Here is a 21,062-nt window from a genome sequence, read left to right as displayed (position 1 = left end):
GAACGACGAGCCACGAACATGGGAGCCAACGGATCGTCCGCTACCGACGATGCGGCACCGGCCGAACTCGACGTCGAAAGCCGCCTCACTGACGACAACCACGACGCACTCAAGCTGTGGCTGCGCATGCTCTCGTGTACCACCCGCATCGAAGCGCAAGTGCGCTCGCGCCTGCGTACCGAATTCGGCATCACGCTGCCGCGCTTCGACCTGATGGCCCAGCTCGACCGTCATCCCGAAGGGCTGCGCATGGGCGAGCTGTCGCAACGGATGATGGTCACGAGCGGCAACGTGACCGGCATCGTCAACCTGCTGGAAGAAGAGGGCCTGGTGGTGCGCGAGCCGGCAGCGGGCGACGGCCGCGCATACCAGGTCAGGCTCACGCCAAACGGGCGGCGCGCGTTCAAACGCATGGCCGCGCGCCACGAAGCCTGGATCGTCGAGCTGTTGAAGGGCCTTGGCGAGCACGAGCGCGGCACCTTGCTCCGCTTGCTGTCGACACTGAAAGCGGGGCTCAGCACCCCTGAACAAACCTAGGAGAACGAATGCGTTACCTCGCAGGCGAACCGCAGCAGCTGGCGGGCAACCGCACCAGCCTTGCCGGCTACCAGCCACACCACTTCCAGTTGAGCGTGGCGCAGGGCGTGGCCACGCTCACGCTGGACCGTCCCGAGCGCAAGAACCCGCTCACCTTCGAGTCGTATGCCGAACTGCGCGACCTGTTCCGGGCGCTCAGCCTTGCCGACGACGTCAAGGCGGTGGTCATCACGGGTGCGGGCGAAAATTTCTGTTCCGGCGGCGACGTCCACGAGATCATCGGCCCGCTGACCAAACTGGACATGCCGGGCCTGCTCACCTTCACGCGCATGACGGGCGACCTGGTGAAAGCCATGCGCGCCTGTCCGCAACCAGTCGTCGCGGCCATCGACGGCGTCTGCGCCGGCGCCGGGGCAATCCTGGCGCTGGCATCCGACATCCGCTACGGCACCGCGCGCAGCAAGACCGCTTTCCTGTTCACGCGGGTCGGCCTGGCCGGCTGCGACATGGGCGCCTGCGCGCTGCTGCCGCGCGTGATCGGCCAGGGCCGCGCCGCGGAACTCCTCTACACGGGGCGCAGCATGGGCGGCGAGGAAGCCGAGCGCTGGGGTTTCTTCAACCGCCTGTGCGCGCCCGAGAGCGTGCTGCCTGAAGCCCGGGCCTTCGCCGCGCTTCTCGCCACCGGCCCGACCTTCGCCCACGGGATGACCAAGAAAATGCTGCATCAGGAGTGGAACATGGGCGTCGACGAGGCCATCGAAGCCGAAGCGCAGGCACAGGCGATCTGCATGGCCACCAACGATTTCCATCGGGCCTACCACGCCTTCGTGGCCAAGGAAAAGCCGCAGTTCGAAGGCAACTGAGAGGAGCCCGCATGCCTGATACCGATTACCTGGACTGGCCCTTTTTCGAACCGCGCCACCGCGCGCTGGCGCTGGAACTCGACGCCTGGGCCGCGCGGCACATCGCCCAGGGGCACGATCATGATGTCGATGCGGCCTGCCGCGCCCTCGTGAAACAGCTGGGCGAAGCCGGCTGGCTCGGGCATGCGATCGGCGGGCGCGCCTACGGTGCCTTCGGCGACGCCATCGATACGCGCGCCATTTGCCTGATCCGCGAAACCCTGGCGCGCCATGCGGGACTGGCCGACTTCGCGTTTGCCATGCAGGGGCTGGGCAGCGGCGCCATCACCCTGTTCGGCAGCGAAGAGAACCGGCGCGACTACCTGCCGCGGGTGGCGCGCGGCGAAGCCATCGCCGCGTTTGCCCTGTCCGAGCCCGACGCCGGTTCCGACGTGGCTGCACTAAGCTGTACGGCCACGCTTCAGGGCGACGGTTACGTGCTCGACGGCGAGAAGACGTGGATTTCGAATGGCGGCATCGCCGATTTCTATGTGGTGTTCGCGCGTACGGGCGAAGCGCCCGGCGCGCGGGGTATTTCCGCCTTCATCGTCGATGCCGATGTGCCGGGCTTCGAGATCGCCGAACGCATCGACGTCATCGCCCCCATCCGCTGGCGCGCCTGCGCTTCACTGGCTGCCGCGTGCCCGCCTCGAAGCGGCTGGGGGCGCCGGGGCAGGGCTTCAAGGTGGCGATGGCCACGCTCGACGTCTTCCGCACGTCGGTCGCCGCCGCCGCCCTGGGTTTTGCCCGCCGGGCGCTGGATGAAGCGCTGGCACGCGCCACCTCGCGCAAGATGTTCGGCAAGACCCTGGCCGACTTCCAGCTGACCCAGGCCAAGCTGGCGCAGATGGCGACCGGGATCGATGCCGCCGCGCTGCTGACCTACCGCGCGGCCTGGCAGCGCGACAGCGGCCGGCGCGTGACGAAAGAGGCGGCGATGGCCAAGCTCACCGCCACCGAGACGGCGCAACAGGTGATCGACGCGGCCGTGCAGATGTTCGGCGGCCTGGGCGTGGTCAGCGAGCAGCCGGTCGAGCGCCTGTACCGCGAAATCCGCGCGCTGCGCATCTACGAAGGCGCGACCGAGGTGCAGCAGCTGATCATCGCGCGCGAACTGCTGGCCGTGGCGGCCGCCATTGGCTGACCGCGGCCGCGAACACATGGACTGAAGGCAGAGCATGGAATTCTTGCAACCAGAGGGGTGGCCCAGGCCGCGTGGCTATTCGAACGGCGTGGCCGCCTCGGGCCGGATGGTATTCGTCAGCGGCATGGTGGGCTGGGACCGCGAGGGCGTGTTCCGTACCGACGACTTCGCCGACCAGGTGCGCCAGGCGCTCGAGAACGTGGTCGCCGTGCTGCGCGCGGGCGGCGCGGGGCCCGAACACATCGTGCGCATGACCTGGTACGTGCTCGACAAGAAGGAATACGTCGCGGCTTACCCGGCAATCGGCGCGGCCTACCGCGACATCATCGGGCGCCACTATCCGGCGATGAGCGCCGTGCAGGTGGCGGGCCTGGTCGAGGACCGGGCGCGCGTGGAGATCGAGGTGACGGCGGTCGTGCCTGCGTGACGCGGGTGCCCGCGGCGGGCGCTATCCGGCGCCGCCAGCTCCTTCATCTGGCTCCGCCTCGCGCAGGCGCGCCGGCCACAGGAAGCGTGGCAGGGACAGGCGCAGTTCGTCGTCCGTCTGGTCGGGCACGCCGCGCAGGTCCAGGCGCCACTCGCGCAGGATCGCGCCACCGCGCACCTCCAGGTAGACTTCGTCCTCGTAGATGAGGCGTGACGGGTAGCTCACATGGCGCCGCTCGCCGCGCGTCGCCTTCAGCAGACCGTCCACCCAGCTTGCCGGCACCGGCGCCGGCACGCCCGGAAACAGCACCACCAGCGGCGCTTGGACAGGGCAGCGCAGGTCCGCCAGGCAGAAGTGGCCGTTGGCGACGATCCAGCTGGCCGTGTAGCCTACGGCGTTGCAGGGCCAGGCCGGAAAGCGCGGCCAGTCCGGCCAGTTCTTCAGAAAGCCCTCGAGCGGATAACCGGTCAGTTCATAGTCCTGGCCATCGATGTGCACGCGTTCGGGGAAGGCATTGCTCATGGCGCGCTGCTTTCCCGTGCAGCCGGCGCGAAGGCGCGGCAGGCCAGCGAGGCGATGAAGTCAATGCCGCCGGCGTCGATGTCCTCGTGCGCCAGCAGGGTGTCCACGACCTCGCCCGCGCGATACCCACCGGCCAGGGCGTCGACCACGCCGGCGTCGTCGCAGCGGGCACCGTGGCGCAGCAGCAGGGCGACCATGTCGGCGCGCGGGCGGATGAAATCCGGCTCGCCGCCGTAGAGGTCCCGGGGCTGTGCGGAAAACGCCGCCGTCAGCGCCACGCAGGCGTGCGCCTGCACGTCGGCGCCCGCCGCCAGCACCGCCTCGACCATCGTCTCGTCGAGCGAGACCACGGCGGCAGCGAGTACTTCCGCCCCGCGTGCATCGGCCCCGCGTCCGAGCAGGTGCTCGAAGGCGTCGAAGGCGAGGTGGCGCGCGGCGGCAGCCAGCGCGGCGGGACCGGCAGCGTCCAGGCTGGCCCCTTGCTCCAGCAGGAAGTCGAGCATCGCGATCCTGTCGGCGCCGGCCGCCGCTTGCAGTGCCGTTGCCAGCACCGCGGCGCGCGCGGAAGCGGCGCCCAGCAGCAGCTGCATCACATGCTCGTCCTCGCCTTGCCGGGCGGGCGTGTCCTCGTCGCTGCCGGGGCCCGCCGCCGCGGCGGCAAGCGCCGCCGCGCCGTCGGCGGCCAGCGGATCGGCGCCGTTACCGAGTGCCAGCGCCACCGCATCCGGCGAACCGTGACGGCAAGCCATCGCCAGGAAGCGCTGCCAGAACGCCGCCGTCCACGCCTCGAGCCGCGTTCCATCGTGTTGCATCGTTTCGCGCAGCCCGGCCAGGCGGCCGAGCACAAAAGCGGCGAGCTGCGCGTCGCCAGTGGCGACGTTCAGCGCCGGGCCGTTGTCGGCGACGCTGGCTGCGACGCTGTCGGGCCAGGCCACGTCCGCTTCCCAGGTCTGTTCGGCCAGGGCGCCAATCGCCAGGCGCAGGTCGATGTCGAAAGCGGAACCGAACGCGAGCACGGCCGAGAGCTTCAGGTGCGGCGACAAGGTGGACATGCCGACGAAGGCGAGCAGCGCGTCCGCGTAGCGTTCGGCGTCGCAGGCGGGCGTCATCCGGTGCTGTTCGAGCAGCGCGTGCCACTGCGGCGTCAGTTCGTCGAGGGAATGACAGGCGTCAAGGGGGAGGAACCAGTTCAGGTTGGGCATCGTGTCGGGCAAAAATTGTTGAATGGCGGCGCCGCGCTGCATGCGGCGGCCAGAGGATGCTAAGCGCCGCTACGACAAGCGCTGTCGCGCCGTGAAGAATTCCCACAGCCGTACCATGGCCAGCGTGTCGAGATGGCAGTAGGCCAGCAACTGGCCTTCGATCTCTCCCTTGCGCTCTGCCGTGGTCGTGGGCGCGATGGCCTCGAGGTAGGCCGCCATCGCGCCGCCGCCATCCTGCACGCCTTCGAGTTCGTCGTAGCGCAGGTCGGGCGCGATCGCCGGCAGCAGGTGCTTGATGCTCCAGCTCCCCTGCTGGCGGGGGTGGTAGTAGCGCTCGCGCGCCACCGGCAGCAGGTCCACGATGCGGTCATTGATGGCCAGCAGGCCGGCGCGCAGGCGCGGAAAGCGCGCCGCCAGTTCCGCGATGCGCGCGCGGCCTCGAAGCCGGCGTTGTAGACGAATACCGGCCCGCGATCGCCGCAGGCCGCGATCAGGGCCTCGGCAAAGCCGCGCGAGGGATCGGCGCCGGACAGGTCGAGAAAGGCGCGGTGTTCCAGCTTGCCCGTGCGCCCCAGGCGGTGAGCGCTGAACTGGAACGGGATCGCCTGGTAGGGACTGGTGCCTTGCCAGCGCGGGATCGCGAGGCTGATGGTCTCGAAATCGATGAACCAGGCAGGCAGGCCGTGCGGGGCCAGGTCTTGGGCGGCGCCTGCGGCATCGAAGTAGGGGCGGCCGGACAGGGTATGGTGCTTGACCCGTGCCTGCTTGTCGCTCAGCAGCGTATCGGGCACCTCGCGCATGTCGGCTGCGCCGTCCGCGATGCAGGCCTTGAGCGCCTTGCTGCGCACCTGCGGCAGCCAGGCGACGGGAAAGCGGGCCGGCACCTCGGCGCCGCGGCAATGTGCACTGAATCCGCATTCGTAGGGGGCGCTGCAATGCCCGCCGGGGTCGACCTGCGGCTCCCTTGCGGCGCAGGGCGATGGCGCCGGCGTCGGCAATCCACTCCTTCACTTCGGCATCGCGGGCGAATGCCTCGCCCGTCACGTCCTCTTCGACCAGCAGGCCGGCATAATCGCCGCCGCCCGGGTAGACCCAGTCGCGGTCGATACGCGCCACCGCCACGCTGTCGAGCGCCACCCCGGCACCACGGGCGATGTGCGACTGGACCGCGGCGTCCTCGCGGTGATAGTCCTTGAGCGACGTGGCCGACTTCACCTCGATCATGCGCCAGCGGCGGTGCCCCCGCGGCGCACGGGCAGCAGGATGTCGGCAAACGCGAGGGCGCCGCCGTGGGCAAAGCCCGCTTCGAAGATCGGCTGCCCGCCGCCCAAGCAGCGCGCTGCTGCGCGCGAACGCGGCCTCGTAGCCTTCGCCGCGGGCATCGATCAGCACGCCCTTGCCGCGTGGGTCGTACAGCTGGCGCGCAAGGTCGCCGACCTCGTGTCCGGTGGCGAACGAAGCCACGCTTGCCGCGTCATTCTGGAGCAGCTGCGGACGGTGCAGTTCGAGCCAGAGGCGGCGCGGGCATTGGCGATACGCCATCAGCTTGGATTTGGACAGGCGGGCAGGCATGGCGGGGCGGCTGAATGAATGTTCAATTATTGCAGACTTATTTCCTTATGGAAACTCCTGGCCCGCTCGGCGTTGTGGCGGCGCGACCATGCGACGCCGCCTGTCGCAGGCGCCTTTAGGCTGCATCGTGTTGGGCGCGCACCGGCGGCGGGGCAGGGTATGCTGGTTACGGCCCCGACCGTGGCCGGGCGAGGTCCCGCGCGACGCCGAACAAGTGGTGCGTTGTCAAAAGACGACGCACGGAAACCGAAGGAAACGGAAATGGAACACATCGTCTTGCTGGGCGACTCGATCTTCGATAACGCCCCCTATGTCTCGCCCGGAACCGACGTCACGTCGCAGCTGCGCGCCAGCCTCGGGCCGCGCCACGGCGTCTCCCTGCTGGCGCGCGACGGGGACGTGCTGGCCGACCTGGCCGGGCAACTGGCGCGCATCGGCCAGCTGGACGCGCTGCCCACCTGGCTGTTCGTCAGCTGCGGGGGCAACGACGTGCTTGGCCTGGTCGGCGAGATGGGAAGGAAGGTGGCGACGGTGCTGGAAGGGATGGAATTGCTGGCCGGCTGGCAGGCGGCCTTCGCCCGCGATTATCGGCGCATGCTCGATGGCGTGCTGGCGCAGGGCAAGCCGACGGCGGTGGCGACGATCTACGACAGCGTGCCGGGGCTGGCCCCTGGCCTGCGCACGGCCCTTGCGACCTTCAACGACGTCATCCTGCGCGAAGCGGTGGCGCGCCGCCTGCCGGTGCTCGACCTGCGCCTGGTCTGCACGGATAAAGCCGACTATGCCAGCGTGTCGCCGATCGAACCGTCGGCCCAGGGCGCATTCAAGATCGCCGCCGCCATCGGCGAACTGGTCCGCACGCATTATCCGGCGGCGGAGCATAGCGTGGTCTATGGCGGCGCGGCGCGACCCGGCCAGGTGCGCAAGACCGCCCCATAGCATTCCCCGTCAGCCGTCACGCGCCGCTTGCGGCCCAGATCCTGCGAGGGTCCAGGCTGCGTGGACCCGGATGGGATGCCCGCTGTCGCAAGGGCGGCGAACCGGCATCAGGCTTGCCGGTCGGGGGCCGCGTCTGGATACTGGAGGCAATTCCTTGCCGCCTCGGTCACCGCGGCATTGCGTTCGTCGCCGCGCATGTCGTGTTATGGGCGTCAGCCCTGGAAAGCCTGGGGCAGCACGCGCCAACCGTGCTGCCCGCCGATTTTCTCGTCGTCCCTCCCGGCGCTGGCGCCGGAACCATTGTTGCGCACTTGCGCCGGCCGGTCCCGACTTCCGAGGGATGCGCAGCATGTGCCGTGACGGCGAGACGCGAGCAGGATACTATGGCAATGCAGGTGGCGCCGCCGCGAAAGCGTGCCTGGCAGCGCGTCCTGCAAGCGCCGAGCTCCGCCGTACGTCGACCTGCAAGCGCGCTGCGGCTGCAGCTTGCCGCATGCCGTCGTTCCCGAATAGAACCAGCTCCTGGAGACCCTATGCGAACGAAACCGATCCTGGCGGCAGCCATCCTGGCGCCGCTGTCTTCCCTTGTCCTCGCCCAGACCTGCCCGACAGGCATCGCGAACGGCGACCCATGGACCCACAACAACGCGGTGCTGTTCAAACGCGCGCCCTACAATGTCGACGCCGACGGCGCGCCGAATTCCTATCTGGTCGATGGCAAGGGCTTGTCGTTTACCTGCGATGGCGTGGTGGCCTTCGAAAACGGCAAGCGCGTCACGAGCAAGACGGACAAGAAGCATTGGCAAGCGAAGTGCCAGGCAGCCTGGAAAAAAGCGAGAGCCAGCGGCGACTATGGCGGCGTGAGGATCTTCGGCTTCGAGACGGGGCCCCATAATGTGCCGCTCATTCAGAAAGCGGGCGACCCTTTACCGGGGAAAGCGTATATCAGCGCGACCTCGATCGGCATTCCCGGCCAGCCCGCCGGTACCCAGCGCCGCTATGTGGACGCCACCAGGATTCCCTACATCGTGCTGCCGCAAGATTTCATCGAGCAGCACGCCATCAAGCCGGGGACACTGGCTGTCGTCTATCGGCCCGCCACCGGGCGCCACGCTTTTGCCGTCTACGCCGACGGTGGCGGCCTGGGCGAAGGATCGATCAAGCTGCACCAGGACCTGGGCAGCGATCCGATTGTCATGCGCGATGGCGTGGCGCGCGCCAAGGCACGCATCGAAGACCCGGTGTTGACGGCCGTGTTCCCGGCGGCGGTGTCGCGGCGCGAGGCGGATGCGGCCGCCTGGCATGAACGTATCCAGAAGGAGGGCGCGGCCGCGCTGGACGCGTTCGGCGGTATCGCGCAGCTGCAGGCCTGCGCAAAATAAGCGGCGCGGGCGGCCCCGCCGGGAGTGCCCGCGTGGCGAAACCGACCAGGTGCGCGGGTAACGCAGCAGCGGCCAGCACCGGCATGCCGCGTGTTCGCCCAACATCGTCGTCGGCACAAAAACGTCATGCATATACGATAATGCTTGCGTACTCAAGTATCTTTCACGTATCGTTCAAGTATCACTCAACTACCCCCAGTGACCATGAACCCATCGCACATCGAACCGGCGCCAGGCGGCCCCGTCAGCCCGCAGCTGGACGTCGTCCTGCAACTGGCCCGCACCCAGACCGTGGTGATGCGCCGCCTGGACGGGGCGCTGGCCAGCTACCACGGCCTGAGCTTCAACGACTTCCTGCTGCTGCACCACCTGAGCCAGGGTCCGGGCTGCCGCCTGCGCCGGGTCGACCTGGCCGAGCGCCATGGCTTGACCGCCTCGGGCATCACCCGCACGCTGCTGCCGCTGGAAAAACTCGGCCTGGTCGAACGCCAGCAGGAACCGCGCGACGCGCGTGTGGCCTACGCGGCGCTGACGGCGGCGGGCCGCGAATTGCTCGGCCACGCCCACGTCCTGGCGGAACAGATCAGCAAGGATTTGCTGCGCAATTCCACGCCCGCCGAGCTGCAGGCGCTGAGCCAGGCTCTGGCGCTGGTGGCCGCGATGGCCCAGGCGCGCTGATCCACCCTGGAGCGCCTAACAAAACCTTCAGAGCAAGGGATGCGTCCACCCGACGCAGCCGTCGCATCGGCGAACCGGAAGACCGTACACCTGTACGGCGAGCGGATGCAACGCAGCTATGGAGGGCGCGCGCATCGCGCGTGCGGCTTCACCTTTGTTAGGCGCTCTCAACAGCGCCGCGGCCCGCGGCGCGCCCGTTACCATGGAAGGAAACACGATGTCCAATCCCCAGTCGACGCGCCCGGCCTTGATGCGCGACCCGAATTTCCGCTGGCTGCTGCGCGGCGGCGTCATCTCGAACCTGGGCGACCAGCTGTCGATCGTCGCCTTGCCCTGGCTGGTCCTGAAACTCACCGGCAGCGCGCTGGCCCTGGGCCTGGTGCTGGCGCTGATGAGCATTCCACGCGCCGTCTTCATCCTGCTGGGCGGCGCGATGGTCGACCGCTATTCGCCCAAGCGCGTGCTCATGCTCAGCAAGTACGCGAACGCGCTGCTGCTGGCGGCGGTCACGGTCTTCGTCCTGCAGGTCGAGCCGGGCGCCACCTGGCAATTCGGTTCCACGCTGGCCGTGGTCATGTCGCCGCGGGTGATCCTGACGATCGTCTGCATCCTCGCATTCGGCCTCGGCCTGGCCCAGGCTTTCAGCATCCCGTCGGGCACATCGATCCTGCCGCAGGCGCTGCCTGCCGAACACCTGGCAGCGGCCAACGGCATCATGATGGGCCTGCGCCAGCTGGCGATGCTGGCGGGACCCTTGCTGGCAGCGGTGCTGATCGCGCTTGCCGGCAACGGTGCGCAGGCTGGCGCGCAGCTGGCGGATGCGCGTGGCCTGGCCCTGGCCTTCGGCCTCGATTGCGCCAGCTTCCCGGTGTCGGCATGGACCCTGTCGAAGGTGAGCCTGCGCCCGGCCGCAGGGCAGGGCAGGCGCGGCGCGCAGGGCGCGTCCGTGCTGCGCTCGGTCGCGGACGGCCTGCGCATGGTGTGGAACGACCTGGCGCTGCGCCTGTGCTTTACCTACTGGGGCATCGTCTCCCTCTTCATCGGCGGGACGATGCAGGTGGCCCTGCCGGTGCTGGCGAACGGCAGCGAGCATGGCGCCTCGACCCGGGCATCCTGATGGGCGCGAGCGGCGCCGGCGCCCTGCTCGGCATGGCCGGGGCGGCGGTGGCGGGCAAGCGCCTGCGCCTGGCGGGCTTCGGCACCACGCTGCTGCTGGTCGACGGGGTGTCCGGGCTGCTGGTGGCGCCCATCGGCAGCGTCGGCGCAACCTGGCTCGCTGCCGGACTGCTGCTCCTGGTCGGCGTGCTGTCGGGCTTCATGCAGGTGACGGTCTATACCTGGATCCAGCGCCGCGTGCCTGCGCACATGATGGGACGCGCGATGAGCATCTTCATGTTCATCTTCATGGGCCTGGCGCCCCTGTCGGCAGCGGGCGCCGGCTGGCTGCTGACCCACATCACGCTGGCGCAGCTGTTCCTGGGCGGCGGCGCGGTGCTGGTCGGCCTGTCCGCACTGGCCTGGTTGTTCACGCCGATCCGCCGCATCGAAATGGACGTGCCGGCGCAGGCGGCATCGGGGGCCGCGGCCTAGCGCCCGTTCAGCGCAGGTCGGCGGTGTCGTAGTACACCGTGGCGGCATAAGGCGCGCGGCGCGCCAGGGCGGCGGCGCTTTCCTCGACGCCGCGCTTCGGTACCGTCACCGGGCCAGGCACGGCATGGCGCAGCCGCACGATGTGGTCGAAATCGGGCCGGCTGTCGACCAGCTTGACGAGGAAGCGGCCGACCGGCACATAGGCCGACTGCGGGTGCACGGCCGCTTGCGGCCGCAGGGGGCGGTAGAGCACGACGCGCTCGACGCGCAGTTGCGCGTCCTGCACGCGGGTGACGCCGCCGCGCTGAAATGGCCCTCGACGGCGCGGGCCCTGAACGCGCGCAGCGGGTCGCCTGCGCCGGGCGCGAGCCGCCCGAGGGCGAAGCGCTCCGGCTCCAGCGTCCACAGTGCCGTCCTGGCATCGAGCCGGGCGCGCATCGTTCGTTCGAGCCGCGGATCGGCAAAGCGCACGCGCAGGACGACCTGGGTGTCGTGCGGCGCGTGGAACATCGGCAGGTGCGCGGCGTACAGGCCATCCCTGTCGCCGAACAGCACCATGCCATGCACGCCGTGGCTCGGCTCGAGCGCGGTCACGGACAGGGGCAGGAACAGCAGGCAGGCACCGGCGAGGCGACGCAGGGCGTCCGTGCGGGAGGCGAAGACGGGAAGGACGGGCAGGCGGAATCGATGCATGGCGGCTTGAGGTGCGGGATGAACTCGTGCATAGTAGGGAATCGATACTTGAGCGTAAAGCAACGAATGTTCATCATCTGTGTCCTGGCTGGACAATGAACCTGGCCGATCTCCGTGTTTTCCTCGCGGTCGCGCAGCACGCGTCGCTGGCGGCGGCCGCCCAGCAACTGCACCTGACGCCTTCGGCCGTCTCGAAAGCCTTGCGCCGCCTCGAGGACAGCCTGGGCACGGAGGTCTTCGACCGCAGCAGCCGCCAGCTGGTGCTCAATGCCAGCGGCCGGCGCCTGGTCGACAGCGCGCAGCTGCTGCTGGCGATGGCCCGGCAGGCGAAGGCCGACATCCTCGGCGCCCACGCCACGGTGGACTGTCGCATTGCCGGACCGGCGATCCTGCTGGCGCGTGAAGCGGGCCGCGTCGCCGCAGCGCTGGCGGGCTATGTGGATGCCGGCGTGCGCCTGCAGGCGACCTACGAGGACGACGCGCTGGGCGCACTGGCGCGCGGTGAGGCCATGGCGGCCATCGTCACGGGTGAAGTCATGGACGGAAGAGGGCGCTTCTGGTCGGCCGACTGGGAGAGCGTGGCGCTGGGCGCTTTCCAGCTACAGCTGGTGGCCGGCGCCGGCCATCCGCTTGCTGCCGTGGGGGGCCGGTGCCGCTGGAGGCTGTGCTGGCGCACCCGTTCGCCTGCCCGACGCGCTCGCTGCTGTGCGGCGCCCAGCGCGGCGCCCGTTCCGACGGCTGGCGCGCCGAAGCCGCCCCGCGCGCGATCCGCTACTGGGCCGACGACCTGCACCTGCTGCTGGCGTTTGTGCGCCGTGGCGAGGCGCTGGCCTACCTGCCGCAGTTCGTGCTCGAGGACCCGGCACTGGTGCGGGTCGAGGTTGCCGACCGCGCGGTCGAGGCGACGGAGACGGCCTGGTTCGTCTGGGACCGCCGAACGGCCCCAGGCTGGCTGAAAGCGACAGCGGCCGCACTGCGCGCCGACTGAGTTCGCGGTGTCAGGCCATCATCAGGCCATCATGGGAGGCATATGAAGATCTTCGCCCTGGTGTTCCTTTCTCTTCCGGGCTGCGCAGCCGCCGCCGAACGCCCGGCGGACCTGGTCTACCGCAATGGTGTCGTCTACACGGTCGATGCACAGGACAGCGTGCGGCAGGCGCTGGCCGTGCGCGGCGGCCGCATCGTCTATGTCGGCGACAACGCCGGCGTGCGCGCGCTGGTCGGCAAGCGCACGCGCGTGGTCGACCTGCAGGGGCGCATGCTCATGCCCGGACCTGGTGGATGCCCACATGCACCCGCAATCTGGCGGCAGCCGCCTGCTCAACTGCAGCCTGGATTACGCGCGCCTGACCGTGGCCCGGTTCCAGGCGCGCATCCAGGCCTGCATCGATCGCGACAGGAAGCGCGAACCGGACCGCCCGCTGCTGGTGGTAAACTGGTTCCAGCAGGGGATGCAGCCCGAGGGCGTAGCCACCAGTGCAGCCCTGCTCGATGCCTTGAAGACGCGCCGGCCCATCATCGTGCGCTCTTCCTTCGGCCACTCGGTGCAGATCAACTCGCGCGCGATCGCCCTGGCCGGCATCGATGCCGCCACCCCGGACCCGGCCGGCGGCAAGATCGTGCGCGATGCCGCTGGCCGCGCGACGGGCCTGCTGGAAGATGCCGCCAGGACCTGGCCATGCGCCTGCTGCCGCCCTTGACCCCGGTGCAGAACCTGGCCGCCTCGCGCGCCGCGCTGGACGCCATGCGCCGCCAGGGCATCACCACTTTTCTGGACGCCTGGACCGATCCCGAGACGCTTACCGCCTTCGCACGCCTGCAGCGCCGGGGCGAGTTGAGCGCACGTGCCCACTTCGCCGTGCTGATCGACCTCGACAAGGGCGCGACCCCGCGCCAGGCCGTGGCCGAGCTGCTGCGCCACCAAAGGCGATTCGACGCCGGGCCTACCCGCGTGCGTCCGTCGATGCAGGTTCGCCACGCCAAGCTCTTCATGGACGGCGTCATCGCGGCCCCGGCCTTTACGGGCGCCATGCTGGAACCCTACCTGGTCAACCGCGGCACGCTTGAACAGCCCGACTGGCGGCCCGGGCCCGGCAATGGCCCGCCCAGCTATTTTTCGCCGACTGCGCTGCGCGAGACCCTGGCCGCACTGGCGCAGGCCCGCATCGATCCGCACATCCATGCCGACGGCGACCGCGCCGTGCGCGAGGCGCTCGATGCCATCGCGGCGCTGCGCGAAACGGGAGCGGGAAGGGCGCTGCGCCCGGCGATCGCCCATGCCGAAATCGTCGCACCAGCCGACTACCGCCGCTTCGCCGCGCTGGACGTGAGGCCCGTGCTCTCCTTCCAGTGGGCCAAACCGGCGGCGGACACGGTCGGCGCCCTGAAGGACTACCTCGGCCCCACGCGCTACGCGACGGTGGAACCGCAGGCCGTGCTGGTCGACGCCGGCGCGCGTCGTCGCCTATGGCAGTGATTGGCCCGTCGATCCGCTCGACATCTGGTTCGCCCTGAAGGTGGGCGTCACGCGCACCGCCGCGCCGGATGCCGGCCCCGAATTCGCCGGGCGCCTGACGCCGCAACCCGGCATGACCCGCGCCGCCGTGCTGCGCGCGGCCACGATCGATGCGGCGTACACGCTGCGCCAGGAAAAACTGATTGGCTCGCTGGAGGTGGGCAAGCTGGCAGACTTGATCGTCCTGGACCGGAATGTGTTGGCGATACCGGAGGAGGACATCGCCAATGTCAGGGTGTTGCAAACGGTGGTGGGCGGCGTTGTACGGTACCGGGGCGAGTAACAGGAACCGGAACATTCGATCAGCAACAAGGCTGGGGTCAGGTCTGACATTTGGACACGAGCACTGCCGTCGTTCTTGACGCGAGGTGTGGCGTATCCGGACTGGAGGCCGAGCCAGGATGCCGACGCAGCATCCCGTTCACCGGATAGACCGCCATGCCGCGCTGTTTTCCGTTCCGTTGCCGAACCGTGACACCCGCCTGAACCGATTTGACGCCCCATCCCCCATGCTTTATGATTTTTTAACAAAAATTTCATAATGCGGCATGCGCGATTCGTCTTCCACCCGGTTCATCCGCTTTCACCTCAAGACCCGCCACCTGGTGCTGCTGGTCGAACTGGGCCGCCATGCCTCGATCCTGCACGCCGCCGAAGCAGCGGGCCTCACCCAGCCGGGTGCCTCCAAGCTGATCGGTGAACTCGAGCACGCATTGGGCGTCCCGCTGTTCGAGCGCCTGCCGCGCGGCGTGGTGCCGACCTGGGCCGGCAAGGTGCTGATCCGGCGCGCCGGCGCGGCGCTGGCCGAGATGGATGCGGCGCACCAGGAAATCATGCAGGGGCAGGCCGGGTCCAGCGGGCGCGTGTGCGTCGGCAGCGTATTGACGCCCGCGACCTCGCTGGTGCCGCAGGCGCTGAAACTGCTGAAGGAACGCAGTCCGCGCGTGCAGGTGGCAGTCAGGGTGGAGACCAGCCGCACCATGATCGAAGACCTGCGCGCGGGCGAGCTCGACATCGTCATCGGCCGCATCCACGATCCGTCGGCTGCGAGCGAACTCGATTTCGAGCCGCTCGCCGACGAGCCGCGCAGCCTGATCGTGCGCGCCGGGCATCCCTGGCTGGGCCGGTCCGACCTGGCGCTGGAAGACCTGGCCGGCGCCGCCTGGATCCTGCCGCCGCCGGGGCGCCTGCGCGACCAGTTGATGGCGATGTTCCTCGCCAAGGGGCTGGAGCAGCCCTTCGACATCGTCGAGACCCTGTCGCTGCCGCTGGTGTCGCAGCTGCTGCAGGGGAGCGAGCGCATCGTCGCGCTGCCGCCGGGCCTGGTGCAGGCGCAGCTGGAGGCGGGCCTGCTGGCCGTACTCCCGCTCGACCTGGGACTGCGCGCCGACGTCTACGGCATCGTCACCCGCAAGCGCCACCACCTGTCGCCGGCGGCCGAGACCATGCTCGCGGCGCTGCGCGAGGCGGCCGGGCTGGCTGCGGTCACTCCCTGACAAATACGGATTTGGCATAGATCCCGCGAATTTCGTTATGGGAAATCGCCCATCCCGATCCGTATGATCTCAGCCATGACAGTGCGCCCGGCTTGCCGGGCCGACCGATATTTCAATAAGGGGACATGGGGAAATGCACGCGCACGAAGACCGTAGCCAGGGGCAGGGCATGAGGCAGTCGTTTGGAATCGCCATCCTGTGCGGCGTCGCCTTGCTCGGCTGCAGCCATGAGCAGCCGGCCGTCAGCACGATCGGCGACTTCCCCGATCCGTTCGTGCTGGCCGACGGCAGCGGCTACTACGCCTACGCCACCAACGCCAACGAAAAGCACGTCCAGCTGCTGCACTCGCAGGACCTGCACACCTGGCGCGCGCTGCCGGATGCGATGCCGGCGCTGGCCAGCTGGGTGCGCCCGAAGGTGCCGCACGTCTGGGCGCCGGAAGTGATCAAGCTGGGAGAACGCTATGTTCTCTACTACACCGCGCACGACCAGGCCTCGGACAAGCAGTGCGTCGGTGCTGCCGTGTCGGCTTCGCCCGCCGGCCCCTTCGTCGACCAGGCCAGCAAACCGCTGGTGTGCCAGACGGAACTGGGCGGCACCATCGACGCCAGCCCGTTCCTGGAAGGCGGCCGCCTCTACCTCTACTTCAAGAGCGACGGCAACTGCTGCAACCAGCCGACCCATATCTTCGCCCAGGAACTGCAGCCCGATGGACTTGGCGTGCTGGGCCAGCCGACCCGCCTGCTGACGAATGGCCGCACCTGGGAAGGCAAGGTCATCGAGGCGCCGACCATGGTGGTGCGCGGCGGACAATACATCCTGATGTATTCGGCGAACGACTTCGGCGACGGCACCTATGCGGCCGGCTATGCCAGCTGCGCCGGGCCGATGGGGCCCTGCGAGCCGGTGGGCGACGCGCCTTTCCTGAAGACCAGCCGCGAGTCGAAACTGTTCGGACCGGGCCACCAGGCCGTGTTCCAGGTGGGCGGCCAGGACTACATCGCCTACCACGCCTGGGAACTGAAGGCTGACGGCAAGCGCGGCGACCGGCGCTTCCTCTACATCGACAAGCTCGAGTGGGTGGGCGGCAGGCCGGTGGTGAAGGGGCCGACGCTGATCCGCTAGCGCCGGCGCGCCTCCCTGCGCAAGGGGACAGGCTGGCTGACGGGAATGGTGAAATAATCATGGCTCGATAGCACGAGTTCACAAACAGCGAAGCAAACGGACAGGCCGGCACAGGCCAGCCGTCGAACGAAACGGAGACAATGTGGTGCAACGCAGGCGGTTTATCGCGTCTTCCATCCTGCTCGGGATGCTGGGTGCGCCCGAGCTGGCGCGTGCCCGGAGCCCGGTCGAGGTCAGGGTCTGGACGCTTCTGAGCGGCGGCGACGGTGCGCGCATGCGCGCGATGATCGACGATTTCAACGCCAGCCAGCGCGGCGTGCGCGTGGTCAGCACCACGCTCAAGTGGGGCGAGCCCTTCTATACCAAGCTGATCACCTCGTCGGTGGTGGGCGAGGGGCCGGACATCGCCACCGTCCACCTGTCGCGCCTGCCGAACCTGGCGGGGGGCGGCGTGCTGCGCCCCATCGGCGATGCCGAGCTGGCCGCCGCCGGCCTGAAAGCGGGCGACTATTTCCCGCGCCAATGGGAAAAGTCGCGCTACGGCGGCGCCACCTATGCCATCCCGCTCGACCTGCATCCGCTGGTCCTCTACTACAACAAGACCCTGGCCGGGCAGGCGGGCCTGCTGGACGCGTCCGGCACCCTCAAACCCATCGTCGGTTACGACGCCCTGACCAACGCCTTTCGCAGCGTGAAGGAACGCACCGGCAAGACGGGCCTGGCGATGGAGTCGGGGCAGGGCTCGTACGCGATCTGGCGCCTGTGGCTGTCGCTGCTGGCCCAGCGCAAGGCAGGCCTGATCGAGAACGGCCAGTTCGTGTATGGCCGCGCGGGCGTCGAGGAGCTGGCCAAGGTCAGCGCCTGGTTCACGCGCGGCTATGGCCCGGTAGGCCTCGATTATCCCGCTTCCACCAGCCAGTTCATGGGCGGCGGCGCCGGCTTCATGATCAACGGCGTGTGGGAAGTGCCGGAACTGGTGCGGGCGACCAGGGCGCGCACGCTCGGCTTCGAGTACGGCATCGTGCCTTTCCCCCAGCTATACCAGGACGCCAGCGTCTGGACCGATTCGCATGCCTTTGCCATGCCGGCGAACGAGGGTCGCACCATGTCGCCGCAAAAGGTGCAGGCGGTGCTCGCTTTCATCGCCTACGTCAGCCGCCATTCGATGGGCTGGGCCGAGGGCGGCCACGTGCCGGCCTACCGTCCGGTGGCCGAGTCGGCGGCGGCACGCGCCCTGATGCCCAACGCGCTGTACGCGTCGGCCGCGCAGCACGTGGTCTACGACCCCGATGGCTGGTACATGGGCGCGGCCGGTCCCGTCGAGGCGATGGCATCGAAATTCATGCCGGGGCGCTGTCCGGCCAATTGACGCCGGCTGAAGCGCTCGAGATGTTCGAAAAGAAGCCTCGCGCCTGCTGCGCAAGAAGCCGCCGCGTTACTGATGGAGATGCCCACCTTGAGCCCCGCCGCACACGTCACCGCCGTCCCCAGGCAAATCGCCCCGAACCCGCGCCGGCGGTTCGCCACGCCCGGCGCGCACGCGGCGAAACCTCCCCGGCCTGGCTGCTGCTGGCGCCTTTTCTGCTCGCCTTCCTGCTGTTCTTCTTCGGGCCGGCGCTGCAGACCTTTTACCTGAGCCTGACCGAGAGCAGCCTGACGCGCACCAGCGGCTTCGTCGGCCTGGCCAACTACGCGACCCTGGTGCAGGACCCGTCGTTCTGGGCTTCGCTCGGGAACACCTTCTATTTCGCGCTGCTGACGGTGATTCCGCTGACCGCCCTGGGCCTGGTGATGGCGCTGCTCGTGCACCGCTTCGTGCGCTTCCAATCCTGGCTGCAGGGCGCTTTTTTCCTGCCCTACGTGCTACCGATCTCCGTCATGACCCTGATCGCCGACTGGATGCTGCAGCCGTCGTCGGGCGTCATCAACTACCTGGTCGGCGGCCAGCGCGCCTGGCTGGCCGACGTGCACTGGGCCTTGCCCTCGGTGGCGATCGGCACCGTGTGGTGGACGGTCGGCTTCAACATGCTGATGCTGCTGGCGGGCCTGCGCAATATCCCCGCGGAGCTCTACGAGGCTGCTGCACTCGACGGCGCGCGCGGCTTCACGCTGTTTCGGGCCATTACCTGGCCGGCGCTGAAGCCCGTGATGGGCACGGCGCTGCTGATCCAGCTGATCGCCTCGCTCAAGGTCTTCGGCCAGACCTATATCCTCACCAGCGGCGGGCCCTACAACACGAGCCGCGTCACCCTGCACTACATGTACGAGACGGCATTCACCCAAAGCGACGCCGGCTACGCGGCGGCGGTGGCGATGGCCTTCATGGTGGTCGTCATCGCGCTGTCGCTGCTGGCGCGCTCGATCGGACGGAGGGCGGCATGAAAGCTGCCATGCAAGGACGTATGAAAGGCGGGTCGCAACTTGGGTGGACGGTTGTCGCGGTCGCCAGCGCCGTCATCCTGGCCGCGCTGTGGCTGTTCCCGCTGCTGTGGGCGGCGTCCACCGCGCTGCGCCCCGAACACGAAACCGTGTCCGCCACCTTCCACTGGCTGCCCCAGACCTGGACCCTGTCGGCCTTTCGCATCACGCTCAGTGCCGGCAACCTGCCGCGCTGGCTGTTCAACAGCGCGCTGGTGGCCTTCCTGGTAACCATCGTCACGATGGCGATCAGCTTGACGGCGGCCTACGCTTTCTCGCAGCTGCGCTTCCGTGGCCGCTCGCTGCTGTTCGCGCTGTCGATGCTGGCCTTCCTGCTGCCTTTCGAAGCGCTGCTGGTGCCGCTGTTTCGCACCATGCACGCTTTGGGACTGATCAACAGCTACGCCGGCCTCGTGCTGCCCCAGGTGGTGTCGCCGGTCGTGATCTACGTCTTCAAGCAGTTTTTCGATGCGATTCCCACGGACTTTCGCGAGGCGGCAGTGATGGACGGCGCGGGCCCATTGCGGGTGCTGTGGAGCGTCTACCTGCCCATTTCCGGCAACATCGTCTGGGCGATGGCGATCGTCACCTTCATCGGCGCCTGGAACAACTTCCTCTGGCCCTTCATCATCGTGACCTCGAACGAGATGATGACGATTCCCCTCGGGCTGACCCAGACCTACGACGCGTTCGGCGTACGCTACGCCCAGCTGATGGCGGCGGCGCTGATCGGAGCCTTGCCGGTGGCCCTGGCCTACGTGGTCTTCCAGCGGCGCGTGACCCAGGGCTTCCTGGCGGCGAGCGGTCTCAAAGGATAACTTTTCAGGAGTACGGCATGGCATCGGTCAGCCTTCGCGGCATCAAGAAGCAGTACGACGGCAACAGCGTCATCAAGGGCATCGACCTCGACATCGGGGACGGCGAGTTCGTCGTGTTCGTCGGGCCTTCCGGCTGCGGCAAGTCGACCCTGCTGCGCATCATCGCGGGCCTGGAAGACATCAGCGAGGGCACGCTGGAAATCGGCGGACGCGTGGCCAACGACATCGAACCGGCCCGGCGCGGCATCGCCATGGTGTTCCAGAGCTATGCGCTGTATCCGCACATGAGCGTGGCCGAAAACATGGGCTTTGCCCTCAAGCTGGCGAAGGTGCCCAAAAGCGAGATCGACGAGCGGGTCGGGCGCGCCGCGGCCATCCTGCAGATCGAGCACCTGCTGGACCGTAAGCCGAAGGCGCTGTCGGGCGGCCAGCGCCAGCGCGTGGCGATCGGGCGCGCCATCGTGCGCAAACCCGAGGTCTTCCTGTTCGACGAGCCGCTCTCGAACCTGGATGCGGCCCTGCGCGGCCAGACGCGCGTGGAGCTGGCGCGCCTGCACCGGGAACTGAAAAGCACGATGATCTACGTGACCCACGACCAGGTCGAAGCGATGACGCTCGGCCAGAAGATCGTCGTGTTGAACGGCGGGCGCATCGAGCAGGTCGGTACGCCGTTCGATTTGTACGAGCGGCCGGCCAACCGTTTTGTGGCCGGTTTCCTCGGTTCGCCGCGCATGAACTTTTTCGAAGCGAGTTTGGCCGGGCCCGCGGGCCGCAGCGCCGGCGTGCAGCTGGCCGGCGGCGCGCGCGTGCAGGTGGCGGCCGATGTGGCGCGTGCACGCAGCGGCGACCGCGTCACGCTGGGCGTGCGCCCCGAGCACCTGCAGCTGGTGCGCCCGGGGCAGGGCGACGGCATCGGCGCGACGGTCGCACTGGTGGAATACCTCGGGGACATCTCCTGGTCTATGCGCAGGTCGAAGGCACCGGCGAAATGGTGGCGGTGAAAAGCGATGCCGACACGGCACCGCCAGCCCGGGCAGCCGCGTCGAGCTGGTGTTCCCGGCCACGCGTGCCTTCCTGTTCGACGCCGACGGCCAGGTGTTC

At 68.7% G+C, this 21,062-nt stretch carries 21 protein-coding genes and 5 pseudogenes; 20 read left to right on the top strand and 6 right to left on the bottom strand.

Going from position 1 to position 21,062, the window contains the following annotated elements; translation table 11 throughout:
- The first annotated feature begins 18 nt into the window (after window positions 1-18).
- The 4 genes and pseudogenes from G4G28_RS13890 to G4G28_RS13875 all read left to right on the top strand — a co-directional run bounded on the left by G4G28_RS13890 (window position 19) and on the right by G4G28_RS13875 (window position 3,010).
- The gene (locus G4G28_RS13890) at window positions 19-537 is read left to right on the top strand and encodes a MarR family winged helix-turn-helix transcriptional regulator (RefSeq protein WP_182988714.1); all 519 of its coding nucleotides are present in this window, start codon (window positions 19-21) and stop codon (window positions 535-537) included.
- An 8-nt stretch (window positions 538-545) separates the two neighbouring features.
- Window positions 546-1,400: an enoyl-CoA hydratase family protein gene (locus G4G28_RS13885; protein WP_182988713.1), complete on the top strand. Its 855-nt coding sequence runs from the start codon at window positions 546-548 to the stop codon at window positions 1,398-1,400.
- Between the two features lie 11 nt (window positions 1,401-1,411).
- A pseudogene (locus G4G28_RS13880) lies at window positions 1,412-2,583 on the top strand (acyl-CoA dehydrogenase family protein).
- Between the two features lie 34 nt (window positions 2,584-2,617).
- Window positions 2,618-3,010, top strand: a complete 393-nt coding sequence (locus G4G28_RS13875) for a RidA family protein (protein WP_183107489.1) — start codon at window positions 2,618-2,620, stop codon at window positions 3,008-3,010.
- Between the two features lie 21 nt (window positions 3,011-3,031).
- Here G4G28_RS13875 and G4G28_RS13870 read toward each other — a convergent pair whose 3' ends face one another.
- From G4G28_RS13870 to G4G28_RS27560, 4 genes and pseudogenes are all read right to left on the bottom strand, one after another.
- Window positions 3,032-3,532: a hypothetical protein gene (locus tag G4G28_RS13870; protein ID WP_183107488.1), complete on the bottom strand. Its 501-nt coding sequence runs from the start codon at window positions 3,530-3,532 to the stop codon at window positions 3,032-3,034.
- Window positions 3,529-4,734: a hypothetical protein gene (locus G4G28_RS13865; protein WP_183107487.1), complete on the bottom strand. Its 1,206-nt coding sequence runs from the start codon at window positions 4,732-4,734 to the stop codon at window positions 3,529-3,531. Before G4G28_RS13865 ends, G4G28_RS13870 begins: the two co-directional genes overlap by 4 nt.
- A 69-nt stretch (window positions 4,735-4,803) precedes the next feature.
- The gene (locus G4G28_RS27565; protein ID WP_267875286.1) at window positions 4,804-5,109 is read right to left on the bottom strand and encodes a hypothetical protein; all 306 of its coding nucleotides are present in this window, start codon (window positions 5,107-5,109) and stop codon (window positions 4,804-4,806) included.
- Window positions 5,110-5,228: 119 nt separating this feature from the next.
- A pseudogene (locus G4G28_RS27560) lies at window positions 5,229-5,534 on the bottom strand (DUF2779 domain-containing protein); the annotation flags it as partial.
- 1,033 nt (window positions 5,535-6,567) lie between these two features.
- Here G4G28_RS27560 and G4G28_RS13855 point away from each other — a divergent pair.
- From G4G28_RS13855 to G4G28_RS28350, 5 genes are all read left to right on the top strand, one after another.
- A complete protein-coding gene (locus tag G4G28_RS13855; RefSeq protein ID WP_183107486.1) occupies window positions 6,568-7,245 on the top strand; it encodes an SGNH/GDSL hydrolase family protein in 678 nt (225 codons plus the stop codon).
- 533 nt (window positions 7,246-7,778) lie between these two features.
- Window positions 7,779-8,627: a glycoside hydrolase family 75 protein gene (locus G4G28_RS13850; RefSeq protein WP_182988707.1), complete on the top strand. Its 849-nt coding sequence runs from the start codon at window positions 7,779-7,781 to the stop codon at window positions 8,625-8,627.
- 204 nt (window positions 8,628-8,831) lie between these two features.
- Window positions 8,832-9,305 (top strand): MarR family winged helix-turn-helix transcriptional regulator, encoded by a 474-nt coding sequence (locus G4G28_RS13845; RefSeq protein ID WP_183107485.1) that lies wholly within the window; start codon window positions 8,832-8,834, stop codon window positions 9,303-9,305.
- Window positions 9,306-9,522: 217 nt separating this feature from the next.
- Window positions 9,523-10,422: an MFS transporter gene (locus tag G4G28_RS13840; protein ID WP_308600602.1), complete on the top strand. Its 900-nt coding sequence runs from the start codon at window positions 9,523-9,525 to the stop codon at window positions 10,420-10,422.
- Complete coding sequence (locus G4G28_RS28350) at window positions 10,422-10,895, top strand: hypothetical protein (RefSeq protein ID WP_308600601.1); 474 nt, start codon at window positions 10,422-10,424, stop codon at window positions 10,893-10,895. The genes G4G28_RS13840 and G4G28_RS28350 overlap by 1 nt, the downstream gene beginning before the upstream one ends.
- 7 nt (window positions 10,896-10,902) lie before the next feature.
- Here the strand turns inward: G4G28_RS28350 and G4G28_RS13835 are convergent, their stop codons facing one another.
- Entirely contained in the window at window positions 10,903-11,181 is a 279-nt protein-coding gene (locus tag G4G28_RS13835; protein WP_183107484.1) for a hypothetical protein, read from the bottom strand.
- Between the two features lie 23 nt (window positions 11,182-11,204).
- Here G4G28_RS13835 and G4G28_RS13830 point away from each other — a divergent pair, with 23 nt between their 5' ends.
- The 3 genes and pseudogenes from G4G28_RS13830 (at window position 11,205) to G4G28_RS26285 (ending at window position 12,576) form a co-directional block, all read left to right on the top strand.
- On the top strand, window positions 11,205-11,687 hold the full coding sequence (locus G4G28_RS13830) for a hypothetical protein (protein ID WP_183107483.1): 483 nt from the start codon (window positions 11,205-11,207) through the stop codon (window positions 11,685-11,687).
- Window positions 11,684-11,809: pseudogene (locus G4G28_RS26290) on the top strand (LysR family transcriptional regulator); the annotation flags it as partial. The gene G4G28_RS13830 and the pseudogene G4G28_RS26290, both read left to right, overlap by 4 nt.
- 428 nt (window positions 11,810-12,237) lie before the next feature.
- Window positions 12,238-12,576 (top strand): hypothetical protein, encoded by a 339-nt coding sequence (locus tag G4G28_RS26285; protein WP_229425070.1) that lies wholly within the window; start codon window positions 12,238-12,240, stop codon window positions 12,574-12,576.
- A gap of 21 nt (window positions 12,577-12,597) precedes the next feature.
- Here G4G28_RS26285 and G4G28_RS26280 read toward each other — a convergent pair whose 3' ends face one another.
- A complete protein-coding gene (locus G4G28_RS26280) occupies window positions 12,598-12,879 on the bottom strand; it encodes a hypothetical protein (RefSeq protein ID WP_229507632.1) in 282 nt (93 codons plus the stop codon).
- On the opposite strand from G4G28_RS26280, the pseudogene G4G28_RS29250 reads away from it, so the two are divergent.
- From G4G28_RS29250 to G4G28_RS13790, 8 genes and pseudogenes are all read left to right on the top strand, one after another.
- Window positions 12,776-14,064: pseudogene (locus G4G28_RS29250) on the top strand (amidohydrolase). The gene G4G28_RS26280 and the pseudogene G4G28_RS29250 sit on opposite strands and share 104 nt — an antisense overlap.
- 40 nt (window positions 14,065-14,104) lie before the next feature.
- Window positions 14,105-14,386 (top strand): amidohydrolase family protein, encoded by a 282-nt coding sequence (locus G4G28_RS27555; RefSeq protein WP_267875240.1) that lies wholly within the window; start codon window positions 14,105-14,107, stop codon window positions 14,384-14,386.
- 265 nt (window positions 14,387-14,651) lie between these two features.
- Entirely contained in the window at window positions 14,652-15,599 is a 948-nt protein-coding gene (locus G4G28_RS13815; protein WP_183107482.1) for a LysR substrate-binding domain-containing protein, read from the top strand.
- 169 nt (window positions 15,600-15,768) lie between these two features.
- Window positions 15,769-16,725 (top strand): glycoside hydrolase family 43 protein, encoded by a 957-nt coding sequence (locus tag G4G28_RS13810; RefSeq protein WP_182988704.1) that lies wholly within the window; start codon window positions 15,769-15,771, stop codon window positions 16,723-16,725.
- A gap of 142 nt (window positions 16,726-16,867) precedes the next feature.
- Window positions 16,868-18,094 carry an extracellular solute-binding protein gene (locus G4G28_RS13805; RefSeq protein WP_183107481.1) on the top strand — a complete coding sequence of 409 codons (1,227 nt, stop codon included), beginning with the start codon at window positions 16,868-16,870 and terminating at the stop codon, window positions 18,092-18,094.
- Between the two features lie 20 nt (window positions 18,095-18,114).
- Window positions 18,115-19,107 (top strand): carbohydrate ABC transporter permease, encoded by a 993-nt coding sequence (locus G4G28_RS13800; protein WP_183107480.1) that lies wholly within the window; start codon window positions 18,115-18,117, stop codon window positions 19,105-19,107.
- The gene (locus G4G28_RS13795; RefSeq protein ID WP_229425068.1) at window positions 19,104-19,961 is read left to right on the top strand and encodes a carbohydrate ABC transporter permease; all 858 of its coding nucleotides are present in this window, start codon (window positions 19,104-19,106) and stop codon (window positions 19,959-19,961) included. Before G4G28_RS13800 ends, G4G28_RS13795 begins: the two co-directional genes overlap by 4 nt.
- 17 nt (window positions 19,962-19,978) lie before the next feature.
- Window positions 19,979-20,920 (top strand): annotated as a pseudogene (locus tag G4G28_RS13790) (ABC transporter ATP-binding protein); the annotation flags it as partial.
- Window positions 20,921-21,062: the final 142 nt, after the last annotated feature.

Origin of the sequence: Massilia sp. Dwa41.01b (assembly GCF_014171775.1) — a bacterium.
Classification (GTDB): Bacteria; Pseudomonadota; Gammaproteobacteria; order Burkholderiales; family Burkholderiaceae_D; genus Telluria.
The sequence above is the reverse complement of the archived record's forward strand: the minus strand, read 5'-3'. Positions and strand labels throughout refer to the sequence as shown.

Excerpts from the sequence above, each read along its gene's own strand:
- G4G28_RS13865 (WP_183107487.1), bottom strand. The coding sequence starts at position 4,734 with ATGCCCAACCTGAACTGGTTCCTCCCCCTTGACGCCTGTCATTCCCTC.
- G4G28_RS13885 (WP_182988713.1), top strand. The coding sequence starts at position 546 with ATGCGTTACCTCGCAGGCGAACCGCAGCAGCTGGCGGGCAACCGCACC.
- G4G28_RS13855 (WP_183107486.1), top strand. The coding sequence starts at position 6,568 with ATGGAACACATCGTCTTGCTGGGCGACTCGATCTTCGATAACGCCCCC.
- G4G28_RS13890 (WP_182988714.1), top strand. The coding sequence starts at position 19 with ATGGGAGCCAACGGATCGTCCGCTACCGACGATGCGGCACCGGCCGAA.
- G4G28_RS13800 (WP_183107480.1), top strand. The coding sequence starts at position 18,115 with ATGTTCGAAAAGAAGCCTCGCGCCTGCTGCGCAAGAAGCCGCCGCGTT.
- G4G28_RS26280 (WP_229507632.1), bottom strand. The coding sequence starts at position 12,879 with ATGTGGGCATCCACCAGGTCCGGGCATGAGCATGCGCCCCTGCAGGTC.
- G4G28_RS13795 (WP_229425068.1), top strand. The coding sequence starts at position 19,104 with ATGAAAGCTGCCATGCAAGGACGTATGAAAGGCGGGTCGCAACTTGGG.
- G4G28_RS13810 (WP_182988704.1), top strand. The coding sequence starts at position 15,769 with ATGAGGCAGTCGTTTGGAATCGCCATCCTGTGCGGCGTCGCCTTGCTC.
- G4G28_RS13875 (WP_183107489.1), top strand. The coding sequence starts at position 2,618 with ATGGAATTCTTGCAACCAGAGGGGTGGCCCAGGCCGCGTGGCTATTCG.
- G4G28_RS13815 (WP_183107482.1), top strand. The coding sequence starts at position 14,652 with ATGCGCGATTCGTCTTCCACCCGGTTCATCCGCTTTCACCTCAAGACC.
- G4G28_RS13870 (WP_183107488.1), bottom strand. The coding sequence starts at position 3,532 with ATGAGCAATGCCTTCCCCGAACGCGTGCACATCGATGGCCAGGACTAT.
- G4G28_RS28350 (WP_308600601.1), top strand. The coding sequence starts at position 10,422 with ATGGGCGCGAGCGGCGCCGGCGCCCTGCTCGGCATGGCCGGGGCGGCG.
- G4G28_RS13845 (WP_183107485.1), top strand. The coding sequence starts at position 8,832 with ATGAACCCATCGCACATCGAACCGGCGCCAGGCGGCCCCGTCAGCCCG.
- G4G28_RS13830 (WP_183107483.1), top strand. The coding sequence starts at position 11,205 with ATGGCCCTCGACGGCGCGGGCCCTGAACGCGCGCAGCGGGTCGCCTGC.
- G4G28_RS13840 (WP_308600602.1), top strand. The coding sequence starts at position 9,523 with ATGTCCAATCCCCAGTCGACGCGCCCGGCCTTGATGCGCGACCCGAAT.
- G4G28_RS13850 (WP_182988707.1), top strand. The coding sequence starts at position 7,779 with ATGCGAACGAAACCGATCCTGGCGGCAGCCATCCTGGCGCCGCTGTCT.